The sequence below is a fragment of the Nostocoides sp. F2B08 genome (assembly GCF_009184895.1).
Classification (GTDB): Bacteria; Actinomycetota; Actinomycetes; order Actinomycetales; family Dermatophilaceae; genus F2B08.
Map to the genome: position 1 here is coordinate 1 of NZ_WESE01000003.1, position 17,210 is coordinate 17,210.

Below are 17,210 nucleotides of genomic sequence, written 5' to 3' on the forward strand. Positions count from 1 at the left end.
GTCGCGGCCGCGATACCTACGAACCGATGAACAGACCCAGCTCGAAGAACACATGCTCGTCATCGCCTTCTTGGTGCTCGTTGCATTCAATCCCGATGATTGAGAGGTGGGACCGCAGCCGGCGGTGTGCAGCGACCTGGGAGACGGACGAGGTCTTTGATCGCAGCTACGCACTACACCATCTGCATCGGACCGAACCGCGACTCAAGTTCGGGTAGCCAGCTTCGGTCGAAGGTGAGCCCGTATTGGCCACAGAGCTCGTACACCCGCTCGTCGTCCGGCGGTGTTGGCTGCGAGATGAGGTCGGCAAGTTCTTCGAAGAAGTTCTCGAACCCGGCCGGCGAGATCGTCTCCAGAATCCGGACCGGGTCGGGACCAGGGTTCCAGAAGGAATGCAGGACACCACGCGGCTTCCACAGATAGGACCCCGCGGACAAGTCCACTTCCTGGTCACCGACGCGGGCCCACAGAACGCCTTCCAGCACGTACGAGAGCTCGTCCTCATGTTCGTGCAGGTGCGGCTCGACGATCGTGGCCGGAGCGACCGGATGCTCCACGACGGCGAACGCGCCACCGGTTTGCCCACCCCGAACTTTGAAGTGCACACCCACCCCGCCCAGGTCGACGAGTTTGCCAGCACCTGGCTGCACCGAGAACGGTTGACGATCCATGCTTGACCGTATCGCGCGTCCTCGACGCCAACGCGGACAGATTCCCGCCGTCGCCCACAGGTGGGCCAGCCAGTCCCTCGATCCGACTGCGCAACTGTCGGCAGCTCGATTGCAGGTTCGAACCCAGCGGCCTTCTGCGTCGAAGACGTCATGTGATCATGGGCGTGTGGTGCACGTGACGCTGTTGGTGACGTTCGTCGAGGTTGCCGACTCGGTCGCTGACCCACGGCGACTGGCGGTGTCAGCTCGTCACGAGGCCGTCCTCTCCAACGGCGATCGAGTGATCCTCCTTGACGACCGGGGCTGGAGCGAAACCGGTCCTCCGGATATCTGGTCATCGTTGTCTGCGGGCGAGATCGTGGAGAGCGCACGAGTGGTGGTCGGTCCCGACGAGCCTTTTGATGGTTACTCGCAGGAGTACATGCAAGCAACTCATTGGGCCACCCTGGCCGAGGTCCTTCGACGCCATGGTGTCGACGTCGAGGGCAAGACGCTCAGTGAACTCCCGCACGAGGTGGTGCTGGGCCAAGAGTTGCTCACCCGCCTACGCGCAGGTGCCGGATGAGTCGGGAGAGCGCCTGGCGGCGCGCAATCGATCAGTCGCTTCCCCACGCATCTCCCGGCGAAAGGTCGCACGCAACGGCCGGCGTCACCTGCCGCTGCCCGACAGGTCGTCTGACCCGGGGCTAGGGTGGCAAAGGTGCAGGTCGAACTGGGCTACGACAGAGTCGGCAGCCGTCTGCGTCACATAGGCCACCTCGGGATCACCTATGACCGGGCAGGCAGCCGGCCCGTGTCCGTTGGGGGGTTCGCCCTCGTCTATGACATGGTCGGCAACCGGCTCCGCGGCGTGGGAACCGATCAGATCGAATACGACAAGCTCGGTAGTCGGCCGGTGCGCTTCGGTGACCTGGGGATGGAGTACGACCGCCTAGGCAGCCGCCTCGTTCGGATTGGGCAAATCGGCATCGATTACGACAGGGCTGGCAGCCGGGTCCGCCGGATCGGAGGCCTCACGGTCGACTACGACCGAATGGGGTCGCGGCCGCGATACCTACGAACCGATGAACAGACCCAGCTCGAAGAACACATGCTCGTCATCGCCTTCTTGGTGCTCGTTGCATTCAATCCCGATGATTGAGAGGTGGGACCGCAGCCGGCGAAGTGCAGCGCCGCCTGGATGCGACGAATCAGCCAGGGGCGCAAACGACTGTCACCAGTCAGCCACGTGGAATCCCGGGGAGTGATTAGCCTTGAGGACATCTCGACGCCTACCGGTCAACCCTCGGTGAGGGCAACGGCCTCATTGTTGTCGGTCTTGGCGAGCTTGGCCATTGATTCTGCGGGAGGAACTGCGACCCTCGGCAGCTGCACACCGAGCTCCCCGCTATCCGAGAGAGGCCTTGCCGATCGGCCATCGTCACAATCTGGGTGCCGCCCTGATCCTGAGCCATGCATCAGGTAGGTTTGCGGGTAGTGGACGACAAACTAGAGGATTGGGGAGACGAGAGTGGTTCGAGTAAAAGTCACCGAATTGCCCTTTAGTGATGGCACTTCGGTGCCCGTTCCTCCGGAGGGAACCGTACTATTTGTAGGCCCGAACAATGCTGGCAAGAGCCAGTCGCTCAAGGATCTGATGGGTCATATCAAAGACACGGCCTATCAAGGTAAGACCTTAACATCATTGAAGTTCAGCAAAGAGGCTGACGAACCAATCGATCAATGGATTGATCAGAACCTCCCCAAACAGCTCAGGGACGGAATCCTCAGATACCAGGTCCCGGGCTGGGGCGAAGTCCAAGTTAGTGACATTGTGGGTCAGTGGAACAAGTCGACATTGAACGCGATCACCCAGCTCTTTGTTTTTCACGCGGACGGGACCTCCCGCCTCTCAGCAGGGGACTCGCAGCAGAGTCTTGATTTTTCTACGAGCATTCCTGCGCATCCCGTACAAAGGGCCTACCTGGATAGCTCCCTAGAGGCAGAAATCGACCGTGAGAGCCGCGCAGCCTTCGGGGTTGGCGTCACCGTGGACAGGTATGCAGGTTCGGTCATCTCTCTTCGCGTTGGTGATCGCCCAGAGTTCTCTCACCAAGAGGGCAGGCCTTCGGACGAGTATCTTCGACTCCTAAAGAGGTTGCCCAAGTTGGAGGAGCAGGGCGATGGGGTAAGGAGCTACCTGGGTCTGGTCGCCCACATCGCCGCGGGCCAACACCAAATCTTGCTCATTGACGAGCCAGAAGCTTTCCTACATCCACCTCAGGCCCGTCGTCTTGGCCGTGTCCTGGCGGGCCAGGCGCACGACCAGCAGGCATTCATCGCAACGCACAGTGCCGACGTGGTTCAGGGGGCACTCGAACATGGATCCTCGATCACCATCGTCAGAATCACGAGAGAGGCGGATGTCAATCATGCGGCGGTCCTTGATGATGCTGCAGTAAAGAAACTCTGGTCGGACCCTCTGCTCAGGTACTCCAACGTCTTAGACGGCCTCTTTCACGATGCGGTTGTCTTGTGTGAAAGCGACGCGGACTGCCGGTACTATTCTTCCGTCCTCGACAACCTGTCTCGCGAGGATGCCCTCGTTGTGGGCGCGCCTGCTGACGTCCGGGATCCGCAAATACTCTTCACTCACTGTGGCGGCAAGGCAAGAATTCCGTCGGTTGTTACGGCTCTACGGGCGGTTAGTGTGCCCGTCATCGTAGTGGCGGATTTCGATGTCTTGAGGGAAGAAACTGACATGAGACGTATAGTGGCCTCTCTTGGTGGGGACTTTTCGGAGATTGAAGCAGACCTGCGCGAGGTAACCGCTGCGCTACGGTCTGACGTAAAACCGTTAAGAAAAGTCGCTCTCAAAGATGAGCTCGTCCGCCGCATTGACAGTCTTCCGAATGACACAGTCACGACACAGGAAGCGGATGGTCTCCGTTCCTGCATAAAGGCGGAGAACGGCTGGGATAAGGCAAAGCGGGCGGGCATAGGCGCAGTCCCGCAGGGACGAGCCCACCAAGCCTGCCAGCGCGTCCTTGAGAAGCTCGCTGATCTCAAGTTGCTCGTCGTCCCTATCGGCGAGTTGGAGCGATTCGCTCCCGGGGTTTCAGGTCATGGCCCCGCATGGGTGACAGCAGTGCTTGAAGAAAGGCTTCACGAGACACCTGGAGCGGAGGCGCAGGAGTTCGTCGCGAAGATCCGTAACGCAGCGCAGCCGATCTGAGATGCTGAGGGGTTGCGATGTCTCAGCATCACCGCCGGGATGCACGCGGTCGTAGCCTCGCCAGGCACGGGTTGCATGGCGCGCGGAGAGGCTCTGAGGGCATGCCGACACCCCGGCGGAAGGGGCCACCTTCGGTGAGTCGTTAACTGGGGTCGCAGGCGCCCGAGGCGCCGTTGAGGATGGACCACCCGATGTCCCACCCCGGGAGCGTGTCGCTGACTCTGCCCCAGGGTGCGCCGACAGCGCCCCATGGCCGGGTCGTGGCCAGTCGGATAGCGGGCTCCTGCGTCTGTGTTGCGGTCTGGGCCCACGCGGGCTCACCTCCGGGGAGGCGTGCTGCGCAGTCGATGGTGACGTCGATGGCGACCTGGCCGGTGTCGAAGGCGCCCAAGGTCTGCGGGATGAAGCGGGCATCGCGGATGGTCAGTCCGGGGTAGTCGATCTCGATCGCGTCGAGCCGCTCGGTGAGTATGCCGCGGTTGCGGACATCGAGGTAGATGCTGGCCTTGCTAGGTTCGGCATCAACGGCGGTGACGGTGGTGCCGGTGGAGGCGATTGCCGGGCGGGTCAGGCCGAGCTGGTTGGCGCCGATGATGAGGACGAGCACCATCCCCGCGACGATCGCGGCGCGCAGCACCACGCGGGACTCGCGCCGGTCGGTCTGCGCTGAGGAGGCGGTCGCGTGCTCCCACACAGTGGTGTCCATAGACACAATGTACCAATAACGCGACACATTGACACACCTCGGCTCAGCCGAGATAGTGAGGGCATGTTCGAGTTCCCCCTCGTGCTTCTCGTGCTCCTCGCGCTGGTGTTCACACTGTTCGCTCTGCTTGGGTGGGTGGTCGCGCGCAGTCCACTGAGGCGCCGCACCATGGACCGGTTCGCCCGGCGCCAGCACGTGGAGATCGTCGACGCTAACGCTGCCCATGTCGTCTCAGCGATGCTGATCACGCACCGCTGGCGGCGGGCCGGGCTCGTGCTCGGCGTCCTGGGCGGGCTCGTGTGGTCACTGCAGTACGGCTCGCTCACCCTGCATTTCTTCACCGGGTTCCTCGGGTGGTTCGTCGGAGCGGTGATCGCGGAGTGGCGGATCAGTGGCCTGGATCAGCCCGGAACTCGGCGGGTAGCGACACTCCAGCCGCGCAGTCTCTCGCGCTACGTCACACCGGTGGTCCTTATCGCAGCCGCCCTGGTGGTGGTCGTGCTCGTGCTCACCGGGATCGTCGCCGCCGTCCGCGCCGGGGTGACCTGGAGCTGGGGCGGGTGGATGGCTTATGCCTTCGCCGTCACCGCCGTGCTTACCCTGACCGCCCGCGCGATCGTTGCCCGCCCGAGCGGCTTCGCCGACGCCGCCGTCCGCGAAGCCGACGACGCGCTACGGTGCCACGGCCTGACCGTGCTCGTCGGGTCGGGGATCGCCGCCGCATACCCACCCATCGCCGGCCTCGCGCTCCACGCCAGCCACCCCAAAGGCGTGCCCACCTCCACCGACCCGGCCTGGACCCTGCTCGTCATGGCCGCACTCATCCTGGCCGGCTGGTGGGTCGCCGCATGGTCACCCTCGGCTCGCGCGAGGCGTGAACTCGCCTCGGCACCTTCCGCGCCGCACCCGCTCGAGCAGGTCGAGGAAGAAGCGAGCACACCGTGATCCTGGACGTCGACCCGACCAGCGCGATCCCGGCGTTCGAACAGGTCCGCTCCCAGCTCGCCGACATGATCCTCACCGGCGCCCTCCCACCCGGGTTCCGGCTCGCGCCGATCCGCCAGCTCGCCGCCGACCTCGCCCTCGCCCCGGGAACCGTGGCCCGGGTCTACCGCGAACTCGAAGCCGACGGTCTCGTACACTCCAGAGTCCGTCACGGCACCGTCGTCGCCGACATCCCAAGTCAACGCCACACCGACCCCCAAGCCGCACTCGCCGGCACCGCCCGCACCTACGCCGCCGCCGCTGCCCGCCTCAACGTCACCGTAGAAGACGCCCTGGCCGCCGTCCGCGAGCAGTGGGAGGCACTCACCTCTGATGGCGAAGTGCAGGGCGGCAGGCAAAGCTAGAAACTGCCAACTGGCAGATGCCGCGTTTCGCGGTCAGCTCCCGGCGGAGAGACGCGGGCGCTCAGCTGTAGTGGTAGATGTAGGGGTTGGCCTTGTCGCCGGATGCTTTGGGGTGGTTGTCGGGAGAGCCGGATGCGCGCAGGTCGATGTGGCGGACCTTGCCGTTGGCGGCGACACCGATCGCGTCGGCGACGCGAAGTGCCGTCATCTGCTTGGCCGTGAGCTGGGGGACGTCGAAGTCGATGGCGAATCCGAGCCGGTGCTGGCTGCGCTTGTAGCCTTTGACGGCGGCGTTGTGCTTGTCGCAGCGGCAGGTCGAGAGCGGGGTGAAGGGCCCGATCTTGGTTCTGATCTTCTCGCACGCTTGGACGATCTGACGGTCGACCCAGATGCGCCGGCAGCTCTCATGTTTGCCTCCGCATTTGCACTTGAACTCCCAGACGCTGAAGTGTTCGGAGATGTCGCTCTTGCCGGCGACCTTGCGGTCGCGGCAGATGACCAACGCGGCGTATGTCTTCGGCCCAAGTTTCCCGTCGACGACCAAAGCCGGGCCGAGGTTGAACATGCGCTGGAAGTCCTCTGTGGCCTGGATGGCGTGCTGTTCTGTGGCGAGCTTCCATCCGAGCAGGGCGAGGATCTTACGTCCGCGCTGGAGGCGTTCTTGGTTTGTCATTCTTGCTTCCTTTGATGTGGTCACTTTCTTTCAGTGGATGGTCGGATTTCATGAGGAGTTCTGACCGATCGATCGGTAGCGACGACCTCGGCCGGACGGCGCAGTTTCCATCCTGGAAGGGGGGCATTGTGTGGGTTGGGATCGTCGATGGTCCTTCGGATCTGTCGGGCGGTTGACGGGTCGTGGTTGTTCGGGGTGGCCCTGGGTGGACCTCCACCGACTTTGCGGTTCGTGCCGCATTGGCGGTGAAGGTCCACCTGCAGGTGAGGGTGACTAGAGGACGCGGACCCGGAACTCTTGCGCGACGGCGTAGCCGGATGCGATGGCTCCGGCTCCGATGCCGCCGGCTCCGACCCAGGTCTCGACGTCGACGTGGGCTGAGTATTGACGGCCACCGCCTCCCCAGAACTCGGCGGCCATGTAGAGGGTGAACGGGCCGCCGCGAAGGTCGGTCACCCAGAACACGGCAGCGATCGCCCGACCGAGGCTGCGGCGGTCGTGCGCGACGACCCGCGAGCCGTCCATGACCCGCAGGTTCATGATCGTCTCAGCGGAGGCATACCCGATCAGTGCCGGAGTGAACAGGAAGTAGCTGTCGACACGGACGGTGGCCTCGACCCTGATGCGGCGGGTGCCCGAGGGGCCCTGGAACCCGGATCCGACCTGGGCGATGGACTGAGATGAGCCGATGAAGTGGATCGTCTGTGAGTTGGCGAGGCGCCCGGCGCCCGGATCCGCTCGCAGATAGCCGCTGCCCTGGGTGTAGTTCAGGGCATACGGCGGGCGCAGGATCGTCGTCATGACTGGTCCTCCTCGGTGCTCCAGCCGATGTTGCCGCCGGCTCCCTTGCCGCGGCGCCCGTGCACCTTCGCCTTGTCGGGGGGCTCGACCGTGCCAAGGGCTTCATCACTGAGCGTGCCTGGGTCGATCCCTGACTCCTTGAGGACCTTTTCCTGCAGTGGCCTGTACCTGTCGGCGAACTCGCGCATTCGTTGCTCGATCTGGTCCTCGGGTGCGTCGGCAAGAGCCTTCAGGTCGGCCTGCATCTTCTTCTGGTCTAGGCCCAGCTTGGCTGCCGCCTTCTCGGCCCGTTTGCCGTACTTGGCGTTGAGCTTGTCCATCGCCTTGAGCTCTCTGTCGAGGCGAGCGCCGCGTTCACCCTTCGCCTGTTTCATCGCCTCGGCCATAGCCCGACCATGAGCTGCCTGCTGCTCCGCAGACGGCGCAAGGGGTTTGATCTCGTCTTCTTGCGGCGAGTCCTGATCTGGTGACATCACACGCTCCTGCCTGGAACGGGCGACCCCGGCGCGCCTGTGGACCGGAAGACTCCCGCCCGCCCGTGAGCGCAACGTAGACCCACCGCTGTGACCCCGCAACAGATGTGAGCGCAGGCATCAGCCGATAGGCCGATACCGGCTGCCGCCCTTCCTGACCTGCACGAACGCGCCTCCGGGCGGTCAGGTCGTTCCGGTGGCGGGTTCGCGGCCGCGGGTGTATACCTGAACGATCCACCCCACGGCAGGAGGCAGGACAATGCGGGACAAGGACATTCGTGAGACCGACCGGACGGCTGACCTCTCCAAGAGAGTCAAGGAGCTGGCCGCCGAGCAGCCGCTGACCGTGGAGCTGACCGAGGACCAGCTCGAAGGGCTTCGGGCGCTGTGGGACAAGGGCGATCCGCGCAAGCCCGCCCAGATCACCTTCATGGTTCACGGCAAGCCCCTGGCGGAGATGGCCGTCGCCGGGTACCGGTACCGCGGCGACACCTGCTGCGTGTGACAGAACCCGCGACCGGCGCCCGCGAACCGCTCGCTGGTCGCGAGGCGCCGGTGCGTCGTGCGGGGGCACTGGTCGCACGCTTCGAGGACGGTCGGCTCGTTCTCGAGAACTACCTGACCGGGCGCCAGGCTGTCGTGCACCACCAGCTGATCCCGGCCCTGGCCGCCCTCACCGACCCGGTTCCCGCCCACGAAGCCGTAGCCCTGCTCGGCGGGCCACCGGCCGAGCCGCTCCTCGACGAGCTCATCCGTCAGGGCCTGCTGCTGCGCTGCGGCACACCCGAAGAACAACGGGACGCGGCGGTCGAGGAGTCCTGGGTGTGGGGGCCGGAGGCCCAGTGGTTCCATTACCGCACCCGCCGCACCGAGTTCACCTACGACCTGGACGCCGAACGGGACAACCTCCTCGCGCACGCCGCGACCACCCCGCCTCCGCCGCCGTTCACCGACCTCGGGCCGCCACATCTGCCGCTGCCGGCCCCGATCGAGCTGACCGCCGAACTCGGTGCGACCCTGCGCCGCCGGCGAACCGAGCGCCACTTCGACGACCGGCCACTCAGACTCGACCTGCTCGCCACGATCCTGCACACCACCTGGGGAGTCACCCAGAGGCGTGAGGATCCCGGTGTCGGTCCGGTCGTCCTGAAGACGTCACCTTCGGGAGGCGCCCGCCACCCCGTCGAGGTCTATCTCGTCGCGCTCAACGTCGACGGGCTGGAACCGGGGGTGTACCACTACTGCTCGGGTCGCCACACGCTCACGCCCGTCGGAGCAGCGAGCTCTCGCAGCGCCCTGATACCCCCCGTGGTGGAGGTCGTCACCCAGCAGCCCTGGGCCGCCCAGGCGGCCGCCGTCTTCGTCATGACCGGCGTCACCACTCGCAGCGGCTGGAAGTACCAGCAGTCGCACGCCTACCGGGTGCTGCTCCTCGATGCCGGCCACCTCGCCCAAACCTTCCACCTCGCCTGCACCGCACTAGACCTCGCGCCGTGGACCACCGCCGCCCTCGACGAAGGCGCCGCCGAACAACTACTCGGCATCACCGACCCCAGTCAGGTCGTCCTCTACGCCGCCGCCTGCGGACACCACGCCGCGAACAACACGACTCAGTAGCCCTTCCAGCACCGGCAGGGATGATGCCGCCCGACAGGGTCAGCTGCCGGTGCTGTGACGCAATCTCGGATCGCTGAGGGTCCTGCTTGCCTGATCTCGGAGTGTTGGGAAGGCTCGTCGGCGGCATGATGTCAAGGAAGCGTGTCTAGTCGGTCCTATGTATCGAGCAGCCGGAGCGGCAAGCTGGACGGCGATTCGGAAGTTGCTCAAGGACCAGCGTCGACAACGCTGGTGCCGACACGATCATGATGTCGCTCGTTTGCCTGGGCCAATTAGAGTACGGCGGCCCGCCTGCGTCCAATGTGACCGCGATCGCACATGCCATACGTACAGGGGAGGCGTCGTCCCTGCTTACGCGATGTATCACCAGGGAGGCGATGGACCTCCTTTGTCTCGTCAGTGGTTCCGACGAGAGGCAGGGAGAAGCCCATGAGTCCGCACGAAAGAAGGACCCCCAGCGAAGGAAAGATCCCGCGTGACGTCCAGACACCACGCGACGGCAAGGACCGCGTCGTGCTTCGGACGCCCCCGGAGGGCGGGAGGAGCGCCGAGCCCGAGCTTGTCGTGGACGACGTGCCGGTGCCGCACGGGCGGCTGGCGGACGGCACCTACTACCTGCCCGAGAACGCCTACGTCTGGTCCGACGACCTGCGCGAGCTCGGCGAGCAGCTGGTCCAGGACCGGGCCCGCGGCGCGCTGCCCACGACCGACCCGTCCCGAGAGGAGTCGTGAGATGACCTGGGTGCGAAAGAACGTCACGGCGCTGACGGTGCAGGAGTGTGACCGGCTTGTCGGCGCGTATAAAGTGGTCCACTCACGCGGTGTGGTCGAGCGGTTCGCCCGGATGCACGAGCATCACTTCAGGATGAACATCCACCGCAGCTCGCACTTCCTCCCGTGGCACCGGGAGATGCTGATCCGGTTCGAGCGTGAGCTGCAGGCTGTCGACCCTCGCGTCTCGCTGCCCTACTGGGACTCCTCGGTCGAGCGGAGCACGTCATCCTCGTTGTGGCGGCACTCGTTCATGGGCCAGTTCGACGGCCTGTGGCGGCTGCAGCGATCTCTCGGGGCGACGGCGTCGTTGCCAACGCCGACCACCGTGCAAGGCACGCAATCGCGAACCGGTTACGCGACGTACTGGGATGAGCTGGAACGCTTCGTCCACAACCCGCCCCACCGCTGGGTGGGCGGCCAGATGGCGTTGGAGACTTCGCCGCGGGACCCGGTGTTCTACCTCCACCACGCCTGGATCGACCTGCTCTGGGCCCGGTGGCAGCGCGCTAACCCCAGCGCGGCGTTTGTCTCGAGCGGCCGAGGAGCCGGCCTGAACGAGCCGCTCATGGAGTGGCCGGACCGCACCCCGGCGATGGTGCTCGACCACCACCGGCTGCGCTACGCCTACGACACCGAGCCGCTCGTGACCGGTCCGGCGCCGAGCAGCCCTGACATGCACGCGGGGGAGGTGCTGGCGGCCGGGCAGTCGATCCGCTCAACCAACGGGCATTACACCCTGGTCTACCAGGGCGACGGCAACCTCGTCCTGTACGGCCCCGCGGGCGCGATGTGGGCATCGAGTACCGCTGGCAGGCCGGTAGGCTCGACGATCATGCAGGGCGACGGCAACCTCGTCGTCTACGGCCCAGGGGGCCTGCCCGTTTGGGCCACCGGCACCGACGGCAACCCGGGCGCGCATCTGATCGTTCAGGACGACGGCAACGTCGTCGTCTACCGGACGAACCGGACGCCCGCCTGGGCGTCCCACACCAACGTCCCGGCGGGACCGACGCCGAGCAGCCCTAACATGCGGCCGGGCGAGGTGCTACTGCCGGGTCAGTCGGTCCGGTCGGGGGACGGCCGCTACACCTTCGTCTACCAGGGTGACGGCAACCTCGTCCTGTACGGGCCGGCGGGCGCGATGTGGGCGTCGAATACCGCCGGCAGGCCGGCCGGATCGGCGATCATGCAGGGCGACGGCAACCTCGTCGTCTACCGGCCCGGGGGCCGGCCGCTGTGGGCGTCGAACACCAGCGGCAATGCCGGTGCACGGCTCGTCGTCCAAGATGACGGCAACGTCGTCATCTACCGCGCCAACGGCTCGCCCGCCTGGGCCACACGCACCAACGTGGTCGCCGGTCCGGCGCCGAGCAGTCCGGACATGCAGCAGGGCGAGGTGCTCTCGATCGGGCAGTCGATCCGGTCGAGCAACGGGCGCTACACCTTCGTCTACCAGGCCGACGGCAACCTCGTCCTGTACGGACCCAGGGGGGCCACCTGGGCCTCACGGACCGGCGCGCCGGTGGGGTCGGCGGTCATGCAGAGCGACGGCAACCTCGTCATCTACCGCCCCGGCGGAGTCCCCGTCTGGGCCTCCAACACCAGCGGTAACCCGGGCGCGCACCTGGTCGTCCAAGACGACGGGAATGTCGTCATCTACCGGAGCAACCGGACCCCCGCCTGGGCGACGAACACGAACGTCTGACCGAAGCCGCAGCTCGCGGTGTGCCCGATCAGTGAGAATCACCGGTCGGGCACACCGGTGCACGCGTGGCGTCGGCCTGGTGGGGACAGCCAGCCAGCGGGATCGCCCGCGATCGAACTCGAGGCGATCATCGAACCAGATTTCAAGTGGGGTGAGACCGAGGGCTGACACGACAGGTCAAGTCCACGGGTGTGGTGTACGAGGGTGATTCCTCGTGGGGGTGTTAGGCGCTGATGGCGCCGGCGATGACGGTGGTGTTCTCCTTCCCGGATGAGATGTCGGCCTCGAGGGCGGCGCGGCATTGTTTGAGGAGCTCGAGGCCGAGGTAGCGGCGCTGCTCGATCCACTCGTCGTGCTGCTCGGCCAGGACGGCACCGACCAGGCGGATGATCGAGTCCCTGTTGGGGAAGATCCCGACGACGTCGGTGCGGCGGCGGATCTCGCGGTTGAGCCGCTCCTGAGGGTTGTTGGACCAGATCTGTCGCCAGCAGCCTTTGGGGAAGGCGGTGAAGGCGAGGATGTCGGCGCGGGCCTCATCGAGGTACTCAGCGACCGTGGGCAGCTTGTCGGCCAGGGTCTCGATGATCCGGTCGAACTGGGCGTGGACCGCGTCGGCGTCGGGCTGGTCGTACACGCTGTGCAGGAGCGCCTTGACCCACGGCCAGGAGCTCTTCGGTGTCTGTGACATGAGGTTGGCGGCGAAGTGCGTGCGGCACCGCTGCCACGACGTCCCCGGCAGGGTCGCGCCGATCGCCTCGACCAGCCCGTCGTGCGCGTCCGAGGTGACCAGCCCTACCGGGCCCGCGCTGGTCAGGCCGCGGGCGACCAGGTCGCGGAAGAAGGCCAGCCAGCCGGCGTGAGTCTCGCTGGTAGCCGTGTGGATTCCCAGGATCTCCCGGTAGCCCTCGGCGTTGACGCCGGTGGCGACCATGACCGCGATCTTGACCACCCGGGCGTTCTCGCGGACCTTCATCACCAGGGCGTCCGCGGCGACGAACGTGTACGGGCCCGCATCCAGCGGCCGGGTCCGGAACGCGTCGACCTGCGCATCGAGGTCCTTGGCCATCGCCGAGACCTGCGACTTCGACAGGCCCGTGATCCCCAACGACCGCACCAGCTTGTCCATCCGGCGGGTGGAGACCCCGAGGAGGTAGCTGGTGGCGACCACGCTGGTGAGAGCGGCCTCGGCGCGGCGACGCCGCTCCAACAGCCACTCCGGGAACAACGACCCCTCACGCAGCTTCGGGATCGCGACATCCAACGTGCCGACACTGGTGTCCAGGTCACGGTGCCGGTACCCGTTGCGGCGGTTGACCCGCTCCACGTAGCGGGTGCCGTACTGCGCGCCGCACACCGCGTCCGCCTGCGCGCTCAACAGCGCGTTGACGAACGAGGTCAACAGGTCACGCATCAGATCAGGGCTGGGCCGGCCTGAGCCAGCTCCTCGTGCAGGAACCGGGCAGGGTCGATACTGGCTGTGGCGGTCATCGGTGTGACTCCTTCTTCGAGGTGGTTGTGGAAGATCTCTCGAAGAATCACCCGGTGACCGTCACCTACTTGGTAGCGACACTCACCGACTGTTCGTACACCACTCTGCTGGACTCAACTCACGACACGACACACGGGCAGGAAGCGACGGCAAGCCCCAGACCCGAGGAATCATGACAACCGATGCGCCGGACTGAGCCCAGCGGTACAGCGCGGTGACCTCAGCGATGCCAACAACCCAGGCGAGTTCGTGACAGCACTCGCACCCTTGCCCGGCTCCCAGGGCAGCGGCTGGGGCATCCAGGACTACTGCCCTCGTCGATAACCTCATCCACTGCAGGCCACCAGCGGGCGTCAGCTGCCCACCAGCAGGGGGCCAACCCTCACCCTCGTGGGCTCAGTCACGAAGACAGTGAACCAACGGACTCCGCACGTGCTCACTTCGCCGCGGGCGACCAGCGACGGCTGACGCAAGCCCCGCTCCCGGCGGTAGGACGCATGTGTGCAGGCTCTCGGTGGAGGGGGCGGTGCTGGCGCCGGCGGATCGCTACCGTCCCGCGACCAAATCGCGACCGCCCAAGGAGAGCATTTCGACGGAGACGAGGGGACAGCCGCGAGGTTCCGTTTGGGTTCGCCGTGAAGCGGTTCCCCTGAGTTGCTGACGAGTGAAGGGATGAGGCTATGCCGACATTTGAGAGTTTCTCGGGTGAGTACGACGCCCCTGTGGCCGACATAGTCAGGCCGCGAGACCTTCGAGCCTTGATCGATGCCGTGAAAGAGGCAGAGAGGCGCGAGCTGCCAGTCAACTCTATGGGGGCAGCGTGGGCTTTCTCGGCGCCCGCCTACACTCCTGGGGTCCTTGTCGATACGACATTCTTGAACAAGTTCCTGCCAGACTTGCAGCGGTACGTGCGTGGGAATCGGGTCGTGGTCGAAGCGGGCATCCGGGTATCGGCCTTGTACTCCGCGGTGCTCGGGAGCCCTTGTCCGCCGACGATCGAACCGTCTCCTAATCCACCCCCTCCGCCGCCTGCTCCGCTAGGGCTGCCCACCCTGGGCGGGGCAGGTAGACAAAGCCTGGCTGGGGTGGTCAACACCGGCACGCATGGAGGGGACGTAAATCGGCCACCCATCAGCGACTTCGTCGACGGCATGCTGGTGGTTGGATCGGGGGGCCGTGTGCGGCTGCTGTTGAAGGACTCCAGCACTCTTACGGACTCTGCGGGGTTCGCCAGGGTCGTGGAAACGGCGAACGGCCTCGGAGCCGGGGAGGTGGACGTTCGGGTCGACCAAGGTCTCTTCGAGTCAGCTCTGATCGGGTTGGGCGCGTTTGGAGTCGTCTATGCCTACATCGTGGAGTTGGAGCCCCGCGCTGGCCTCCAGACTTTTCAGTACCGGCGTGCGGTTCCCTGGAGCCAGTTGAAGACTGAGCTGAATCGGATGATCGCCGATGCCAAGCGCGACGACCGGTACCTCGGATTCGTGACCACCCCCATCGCGGCACGGGGCGAGGACCGACGGTGCGTGGTGATCCACGCCGCCACAGTGGCCGAGACGACGTCGGACTTCGCCGCGCTCTTCTCGACCGTCGGGCAAGGGTTGGAAGGCGCGCGTCCGCGTGATGTTGGCGCAACCCGGAATGAGGACGCCTCATTCTCGGACTTGTTGGACGCGTTCAGCGCTGACGATCCGACTCATCCGGCGGTTCTCCGACTTCGCCTCGTGCTCGGCGCACTCGTCGAGGGTCTGATCGGTTACACCGGTCTCCTCCTGACGGTCGCGCTGCCGCCCGCGGGAGTGATCGTGGCGGTGGTAGCAGGAGCCACCATCCTCAGTCTCGCCGCGGCCCTCAACGACCTTAACGTCGCTCTGGGCCGGCTCAGCCGTCACTACCGTCTCGGTGACGCCGTCGTTGAGGCCCTTGGTCGGCGTTCGGACCCCATCGGCTTGGCGTTCGCGGATGCTGCGATGAACGCACTGCTGTATCTGGGCCAGCCGACGTGGCAGCACGACAATCCCCTGGAGCCGTGGCTCGTCAGGGGTCACCGCGAGCACGTCTACGACTTCCACAACTACACACGGGACCGGATGTATCGCGGCGTGTCCATCGAGATCTTCTTCCCCGCAAACACGGCTTTGGCTGGCAGGATCGAGCAGATCTACGCGATCTGCGACGAACTGCACTGGGCTGGCACGCCGATCGCTGCCTATCTGGCGGTCCGCTTCTTTGCCCCATCGAGGGCCACGCTCGCGACGACGCCCGCACCGCCAGGCTCGACGGTCTGTTCAGTGGAAGTAGCGATGCTGCGAGGGATGCATGGGAACCAAGCGGCTCTCGACCGGCTGCGAGACCTGGCCATCCACAGTGGAGGTCGGGTCCACTGGGGTCAACGCCACGACTTGGACCGGCAGGCCCTCGTCACTACGCACGGCGCCGATGCCCTTGATCGGTGGGCCCGGGACCGTGCGACGCTTGAAGGTGACTCGCCCACCTTCGTGACCGATTTCGTTCGCCGACGCGGACTGGTTCACCGGTTGGGCGCCGGTGGCATCGACCCGGCCGGTCTTGACAACTGGCAGCCCATCGGAGCGCGCTCAGACACCGCCCCCGTAAGCGCCATCGGAAAGGGAGGCTATACAGCCGTTGTGTGTGCAGCGGATTCACAGGTCACCGTCGTGCGCCGCCGCGGGGGACGCACCCTCACGCGCCAGGCCATCCCAGGCCCCATCGACAGCGGTGCCCGGCCGGCCGCGTTGTTCCGCCCCGACGGCCGTCTTGAGATCGTGACGCGATCGGGGGGCTCAGGTCCGATTGCCCGCCCCGGGCACCTTGCCGGCACCTGGGAACGCGAGCCGTGGCACCCCGGGGACCCGCCGTCACAATTCACCGCGTGGGACATCAAGGAAGCCGGCCGGGACCCCGTCATCAACCGTGTCGGGATTGCCGCCATCATGCGCACTGACGACGACGTCGAGGTCGTCGCTCGAGACGACACGGGAGAGCCGGCACTGGTGAGAGTCGGCAGCCTCCATGGAGCATGGGGTGACACTGTGCCCGCTGTTCAACCCGACTTCTCCTCGCTGTTGAGCGGACAGCGGGTTACAACGGGGCCTTTGAGGGGGCCGCTCACATTCACCGGCCGTCCTGAGGCTGCCGATGCCCCAGAACGAATGCTCGTGATCGGCGTCCTGAACGGTCGAGCTGCGGTGTGTCGGCTCCGCGACCCTGCCGCCACCAGATGGACGGAACTGCCCGAGCCTCCATCCGGTGTTGGCGCTATCGCATGCGTCTCAACGGTCCCGTACAGGACCGCTACGCGGATCGCAGCAATCACCGAGCACGGCGCCCTGATCGTGATCGACGATGACACCCCTGATGCGCGGGACCCGAGCTTTCGCAGCTGGCATCATCTGCCCGACATTCCAGCCCTCAAGCCTGGGGCGGGCTTGGCCATGGTCGACGCCGATGGTGTCACCTGGCTCGCGGGGCGAGCCATGCTCGACAACTCGGTCATCGCTGTCAGTCTCGCCACCGGCAGACTGCCTCGCGTCACCCGACTCGGCGGCCAGGCGGGAGGCCCGCTGGCGATGTCGGTAGACGCTGACGGCTTCGTCGAGATTTACACGCGCAACCCCGACGCCGACGTGTACGTGCGGCGCCAAATCGCCCCGGGCGCCTGGGAGATTCGGCCGCCCGCGATCCAGCAGCCCGCACGATCCCGACCTCAAGCATAGGAGC

15 protein-coding genes and 1 pseudogene are annotated in these 17,210 nt (G+C 65.8%); 10 read left to right on the plus strand and 6 right to left on the minus strand.

Translation table 11 applies throughout. The features are described from left to right. Positions 1–173: 173 nt before the first annotated feature. Entirely contained in the window at positions 174–671 is a 498-nt protein-coding gene (locus tag GA707_RS07425) for a cupin domain-containing protein (RefSeq protein WP_152177819.1), read from the minus strand. Positions 672–837: 166 nt separating this feature from the next. On the opposite strand from GA707_RS07425, the gene GA707_RS07430 reads away from it, so the two are divergent. The 3 genes from GA707_RS07430 (at position 838) to GA707_RS07440 (ending at position 3,885) form a co-directional block, all read left to right on the plus strand. Further along, positions 838–1,236 carry a hypothetical protein gene (locus GA707_RS07430; protein WP_226963609.1) on the plus strand — a complete coding sequence of 133 codons (399 nt, stop codon included), beginning with the start codon at positions 838–840 and terminating at the stop codon, positions 1,234–1,236. A 135-nt stretch (positions 1,237–1,371) separates the two neighbouring features. Then, the gene (locus GA707_RS07435) at positions 1,372–1,812 is read left to right on the plus strand and encodes a hypothetical protein (protein WP_152177820.1); all 441 of its coding nucleotides are present in this window, start codon (positions 1,372–1,374) and stop codon (positions 1,810–1,812) included. A gap of 417 nt (positions 1,813–2,229) precedes the next feature. Then, complete coding sequence (locus tag GA707_RS07440) at positions 2,230–3,885, plus strand: ATP-dependent endonuclease (protein WP_152177821.1); 1,656 nt, start codon at positions 2,230–2,232, stop codon at positions 3,883–3,885. A gap of 142 nt (positions 3,886–4,027) precedes the next feature. On the opposite strand, the gene GA707_RS07445 is transcribed toward GA707_RS07440, so the two are convergent. After that, positions 4,028–4,591, minus strand: coding sequence for a hypothetical protein (locus tag GA707_RS07445; RefSeq protein WP_152177822.1), 564 nt, complete (start codon positions 4,589–4,591; stop codon positions 4,028–4,030). A 63-nt stretch (positions 4,592–4,654) separates the two neighbouring features. Between GA707_RS07445 and GA707_RS07450 the strand changes: the two genes are divergently transcribed. After that, positions 4,655–5,536: a hypothetical protein gene (locus GA707_RS07450; RefSeq protein WP_152177823.1), complete on the plus strand. Its 882-nt coding sequence runs from the start codon at positions 4,655–4,657 to the stop codon at positions 5,534–5,536. Further along, positions 5,533–5,940: a GntR family transcriptional regulator gene (locus GA707_RS07455; protein WP_152177824.1), complete on the plus strand. Its 408-nt coding sequence runs from the start codon at positions 5,533–5,535 to the stop codon at positions 5,938–5,940. The genes GA707_RS07450 and GA707_RS07455 overlap by 4 nt, the downstream gene beginning before the upstream one ends. A 61-nt stretch (positions 5,941–6,001) precedes the next feature. Here GA707_RS07455 and GA707_RS07460 read toward each other — a convergent pair whose 3' ends face one another. From GA707_RS07460 to GA707_RS07470, 3 genes are all read right to left on the minus strand, one after another. Beyond that, the gene (locus tag GA707_RS07460; RefSeq protein ID WP_152176984.1) at positions 6,002–6,613 is read right to left on the minus strand and encodes a D-Ala-D-Ala carboxypeptidase family metallohydrolase; all 612 of its coding nucleotides are present in this window, start codon (positions 6,611–6,613) and stop codon (positions 6,002–6,004) included. A 273-nt stretch (positions 6,614–6,886) separates the two neighbouring features. Continuing rightward, entirely contained in the window at positions 6,887–7,414 is a 528-nt protein-coding gene (locus GA707_RS07465; protein WP_152177825.1) for a hypothetical protein, read from the minus strand. Beyond that, complete coding sequence (locus GA707_RS07470; RefSeq protein WP_152177826.1) at positions 7,411–7,887, minus strand: hypothetical protein; 477 nt, start codon at positions 7,885–7,887, stop codon at positions 7,411–7,413. The genes GA707_RS07465 and GA707_RS07470 overlap by 4 nt, the downstream gene beginning before the upstream one ends. A 259-nt stretch (positions 7,888–8,146) precedes the next feature. Between GA707_RS07470 and GA707_RS07475 the strand changes: the two genes are divergently transcribed. The 4 genes from GA707_RS07475 to GA707_RS20790 all read left to right on the plus strand — a co-directional run bounded on the left by GA707_RS07475 (position 8,147) and on the right by GA707_RS20790 (position 11,983). Then, positions 8,147–8,392, plus strand: a complete 246-nt coding sequence (locus tag GA707_RS07475; protein ID WP_152177827.1) for a hypothetical protein — start codon at positions 8,147–8,149, stop codon at positions 8,390–8,392. Beyond that, positions 8,389–9,504 carry a SagB family peptide dehydrogenase gene (locus GA707_RS07480; protein WP_193315229.1) on the plus strand — a complete coding sequence of 372 codons (1,116 nt, stop codon included), beginning with the start codon at positions 8,389–8,391 and terminating at the stop codon, positions 9,502–9,504. Before GA707_RS07475 ends, GA707_RS07480 begins: the two co-directional genes overlap by 4 nt. A 429-nt stretch (positions 9,505–9,933) precedes the next feature. Then, on the plus strand, positions 9,934–10,236 hold the full coding sequence (locus GA707_RS07485) for a hypothetical protein (protein WP_152177829.1): 303 nt from the start codon (positions 9,934–9,936) through the stop codon (positions 10,234–10,236). Between the two features lies 1 nt (position 10,237). Next, positions 10,238–11,983 carry a tyrosinase family protein gene (locus tag GA707_RS20790; protein ID WP_193315230.1) on the plus strand — a complete coding sequence of 582 codons (1,746 nt, stop codon included), beginning with the start codon at positions 10,238–10,240 and terminating at the stop codon, positions 11,981–11,983. Between the two features lie 223 nt (positions 11,984–12,206). Here the strand turns inward: GA707_RS20790 and GA707_RS07505 are convergent. After that, a pseudogene (locus GA707_RS07505) lies at positions 12,207–13,471 on the minus strand (IS256 family transposase). A gap of 1,086 nt (positions 13,472–14,557) precedes the next feature. Between GA707_RS07505 and GA707_RS07510 the strand changes: the two are divergent. Continuing rightward, positions 14,558–17,206, plus strand: coding sequence for a hypothetical protein (locus GA707_RS07510; RefSeq protein WP_226963610.1), 2,649 nt, complete (start codon positions 14,558–14,560; stop codon positions 17,204–17,206). The last annotated feature ends 4 nt before the right edge of the window (positions 17,207–17,210 follow it).

Bases quoted from the DNA above. Each gene is read 5' to 3' on its own strand.
- GA707_RS07425 (WP_152177819.1), bottom strand. From the start codon at position 671: ATGGATCGTCAACCGTTCTCGGTGCAGCCAGGTGCTGGCAAACTCGTC.
- GA707_RS07445 (WP_152177822.1), bottom strand. From the start codon at position 4,591: ATGGACACCACTGTGTGGGAGCACGCGACCGCCTCCTCAGCGCAGACC.
- GA707_RS07450 (WP_152177823.1), top strand. From the start codon at position 4,655: ATGTTCGAGTTCCCCCTCGTGCTTCTCGTGCTCCTCGCGCTGGTGTTC.
- GA707_RS07460 (WP_152176984.1), bottom strand. From the start codon at position 6,613: ATGACAAACCAAGAACGCCTCCAGCGCGGACGTAAGATCCTCGCCCTG.
- GA707_RS07465 (WP_152177825.1), bottom strand. From the start codon at position 7,414: ATGACGACGATCCTGCGCCCGCCGTATGCCCTGAACTACACCCAGGGC.
- GA707_RS07470 (WP_152177826.1), bottom strand. From the start codon at position 7,887: ATGTCACCAGATCAGGACTCGCCGCAAGAAGACGAGATCAAACCCCTT.
- GA707_RS07475 (WP_152177827.1), top strand. From the start codon at position 8,147: ATGCGGGACAAGGACATTCGTGAGACCGACCGGACGGCTGACCTCTCC.
- GA707_RS07485 (WP_152177829.1), top strand. From the start codon at position 9,934: ATGAGTCCGCACGAAAGAAGGACCCCCAGCGAAGGAAAGATCCCGCGT.
- GA707_RS20790 (WP_193315230.1), top strand. From the start codon at position 10,238: ATGACCTGGGTGCGAAAGAACGTCACGGCGCTGACGGTGCAGGAGTGT.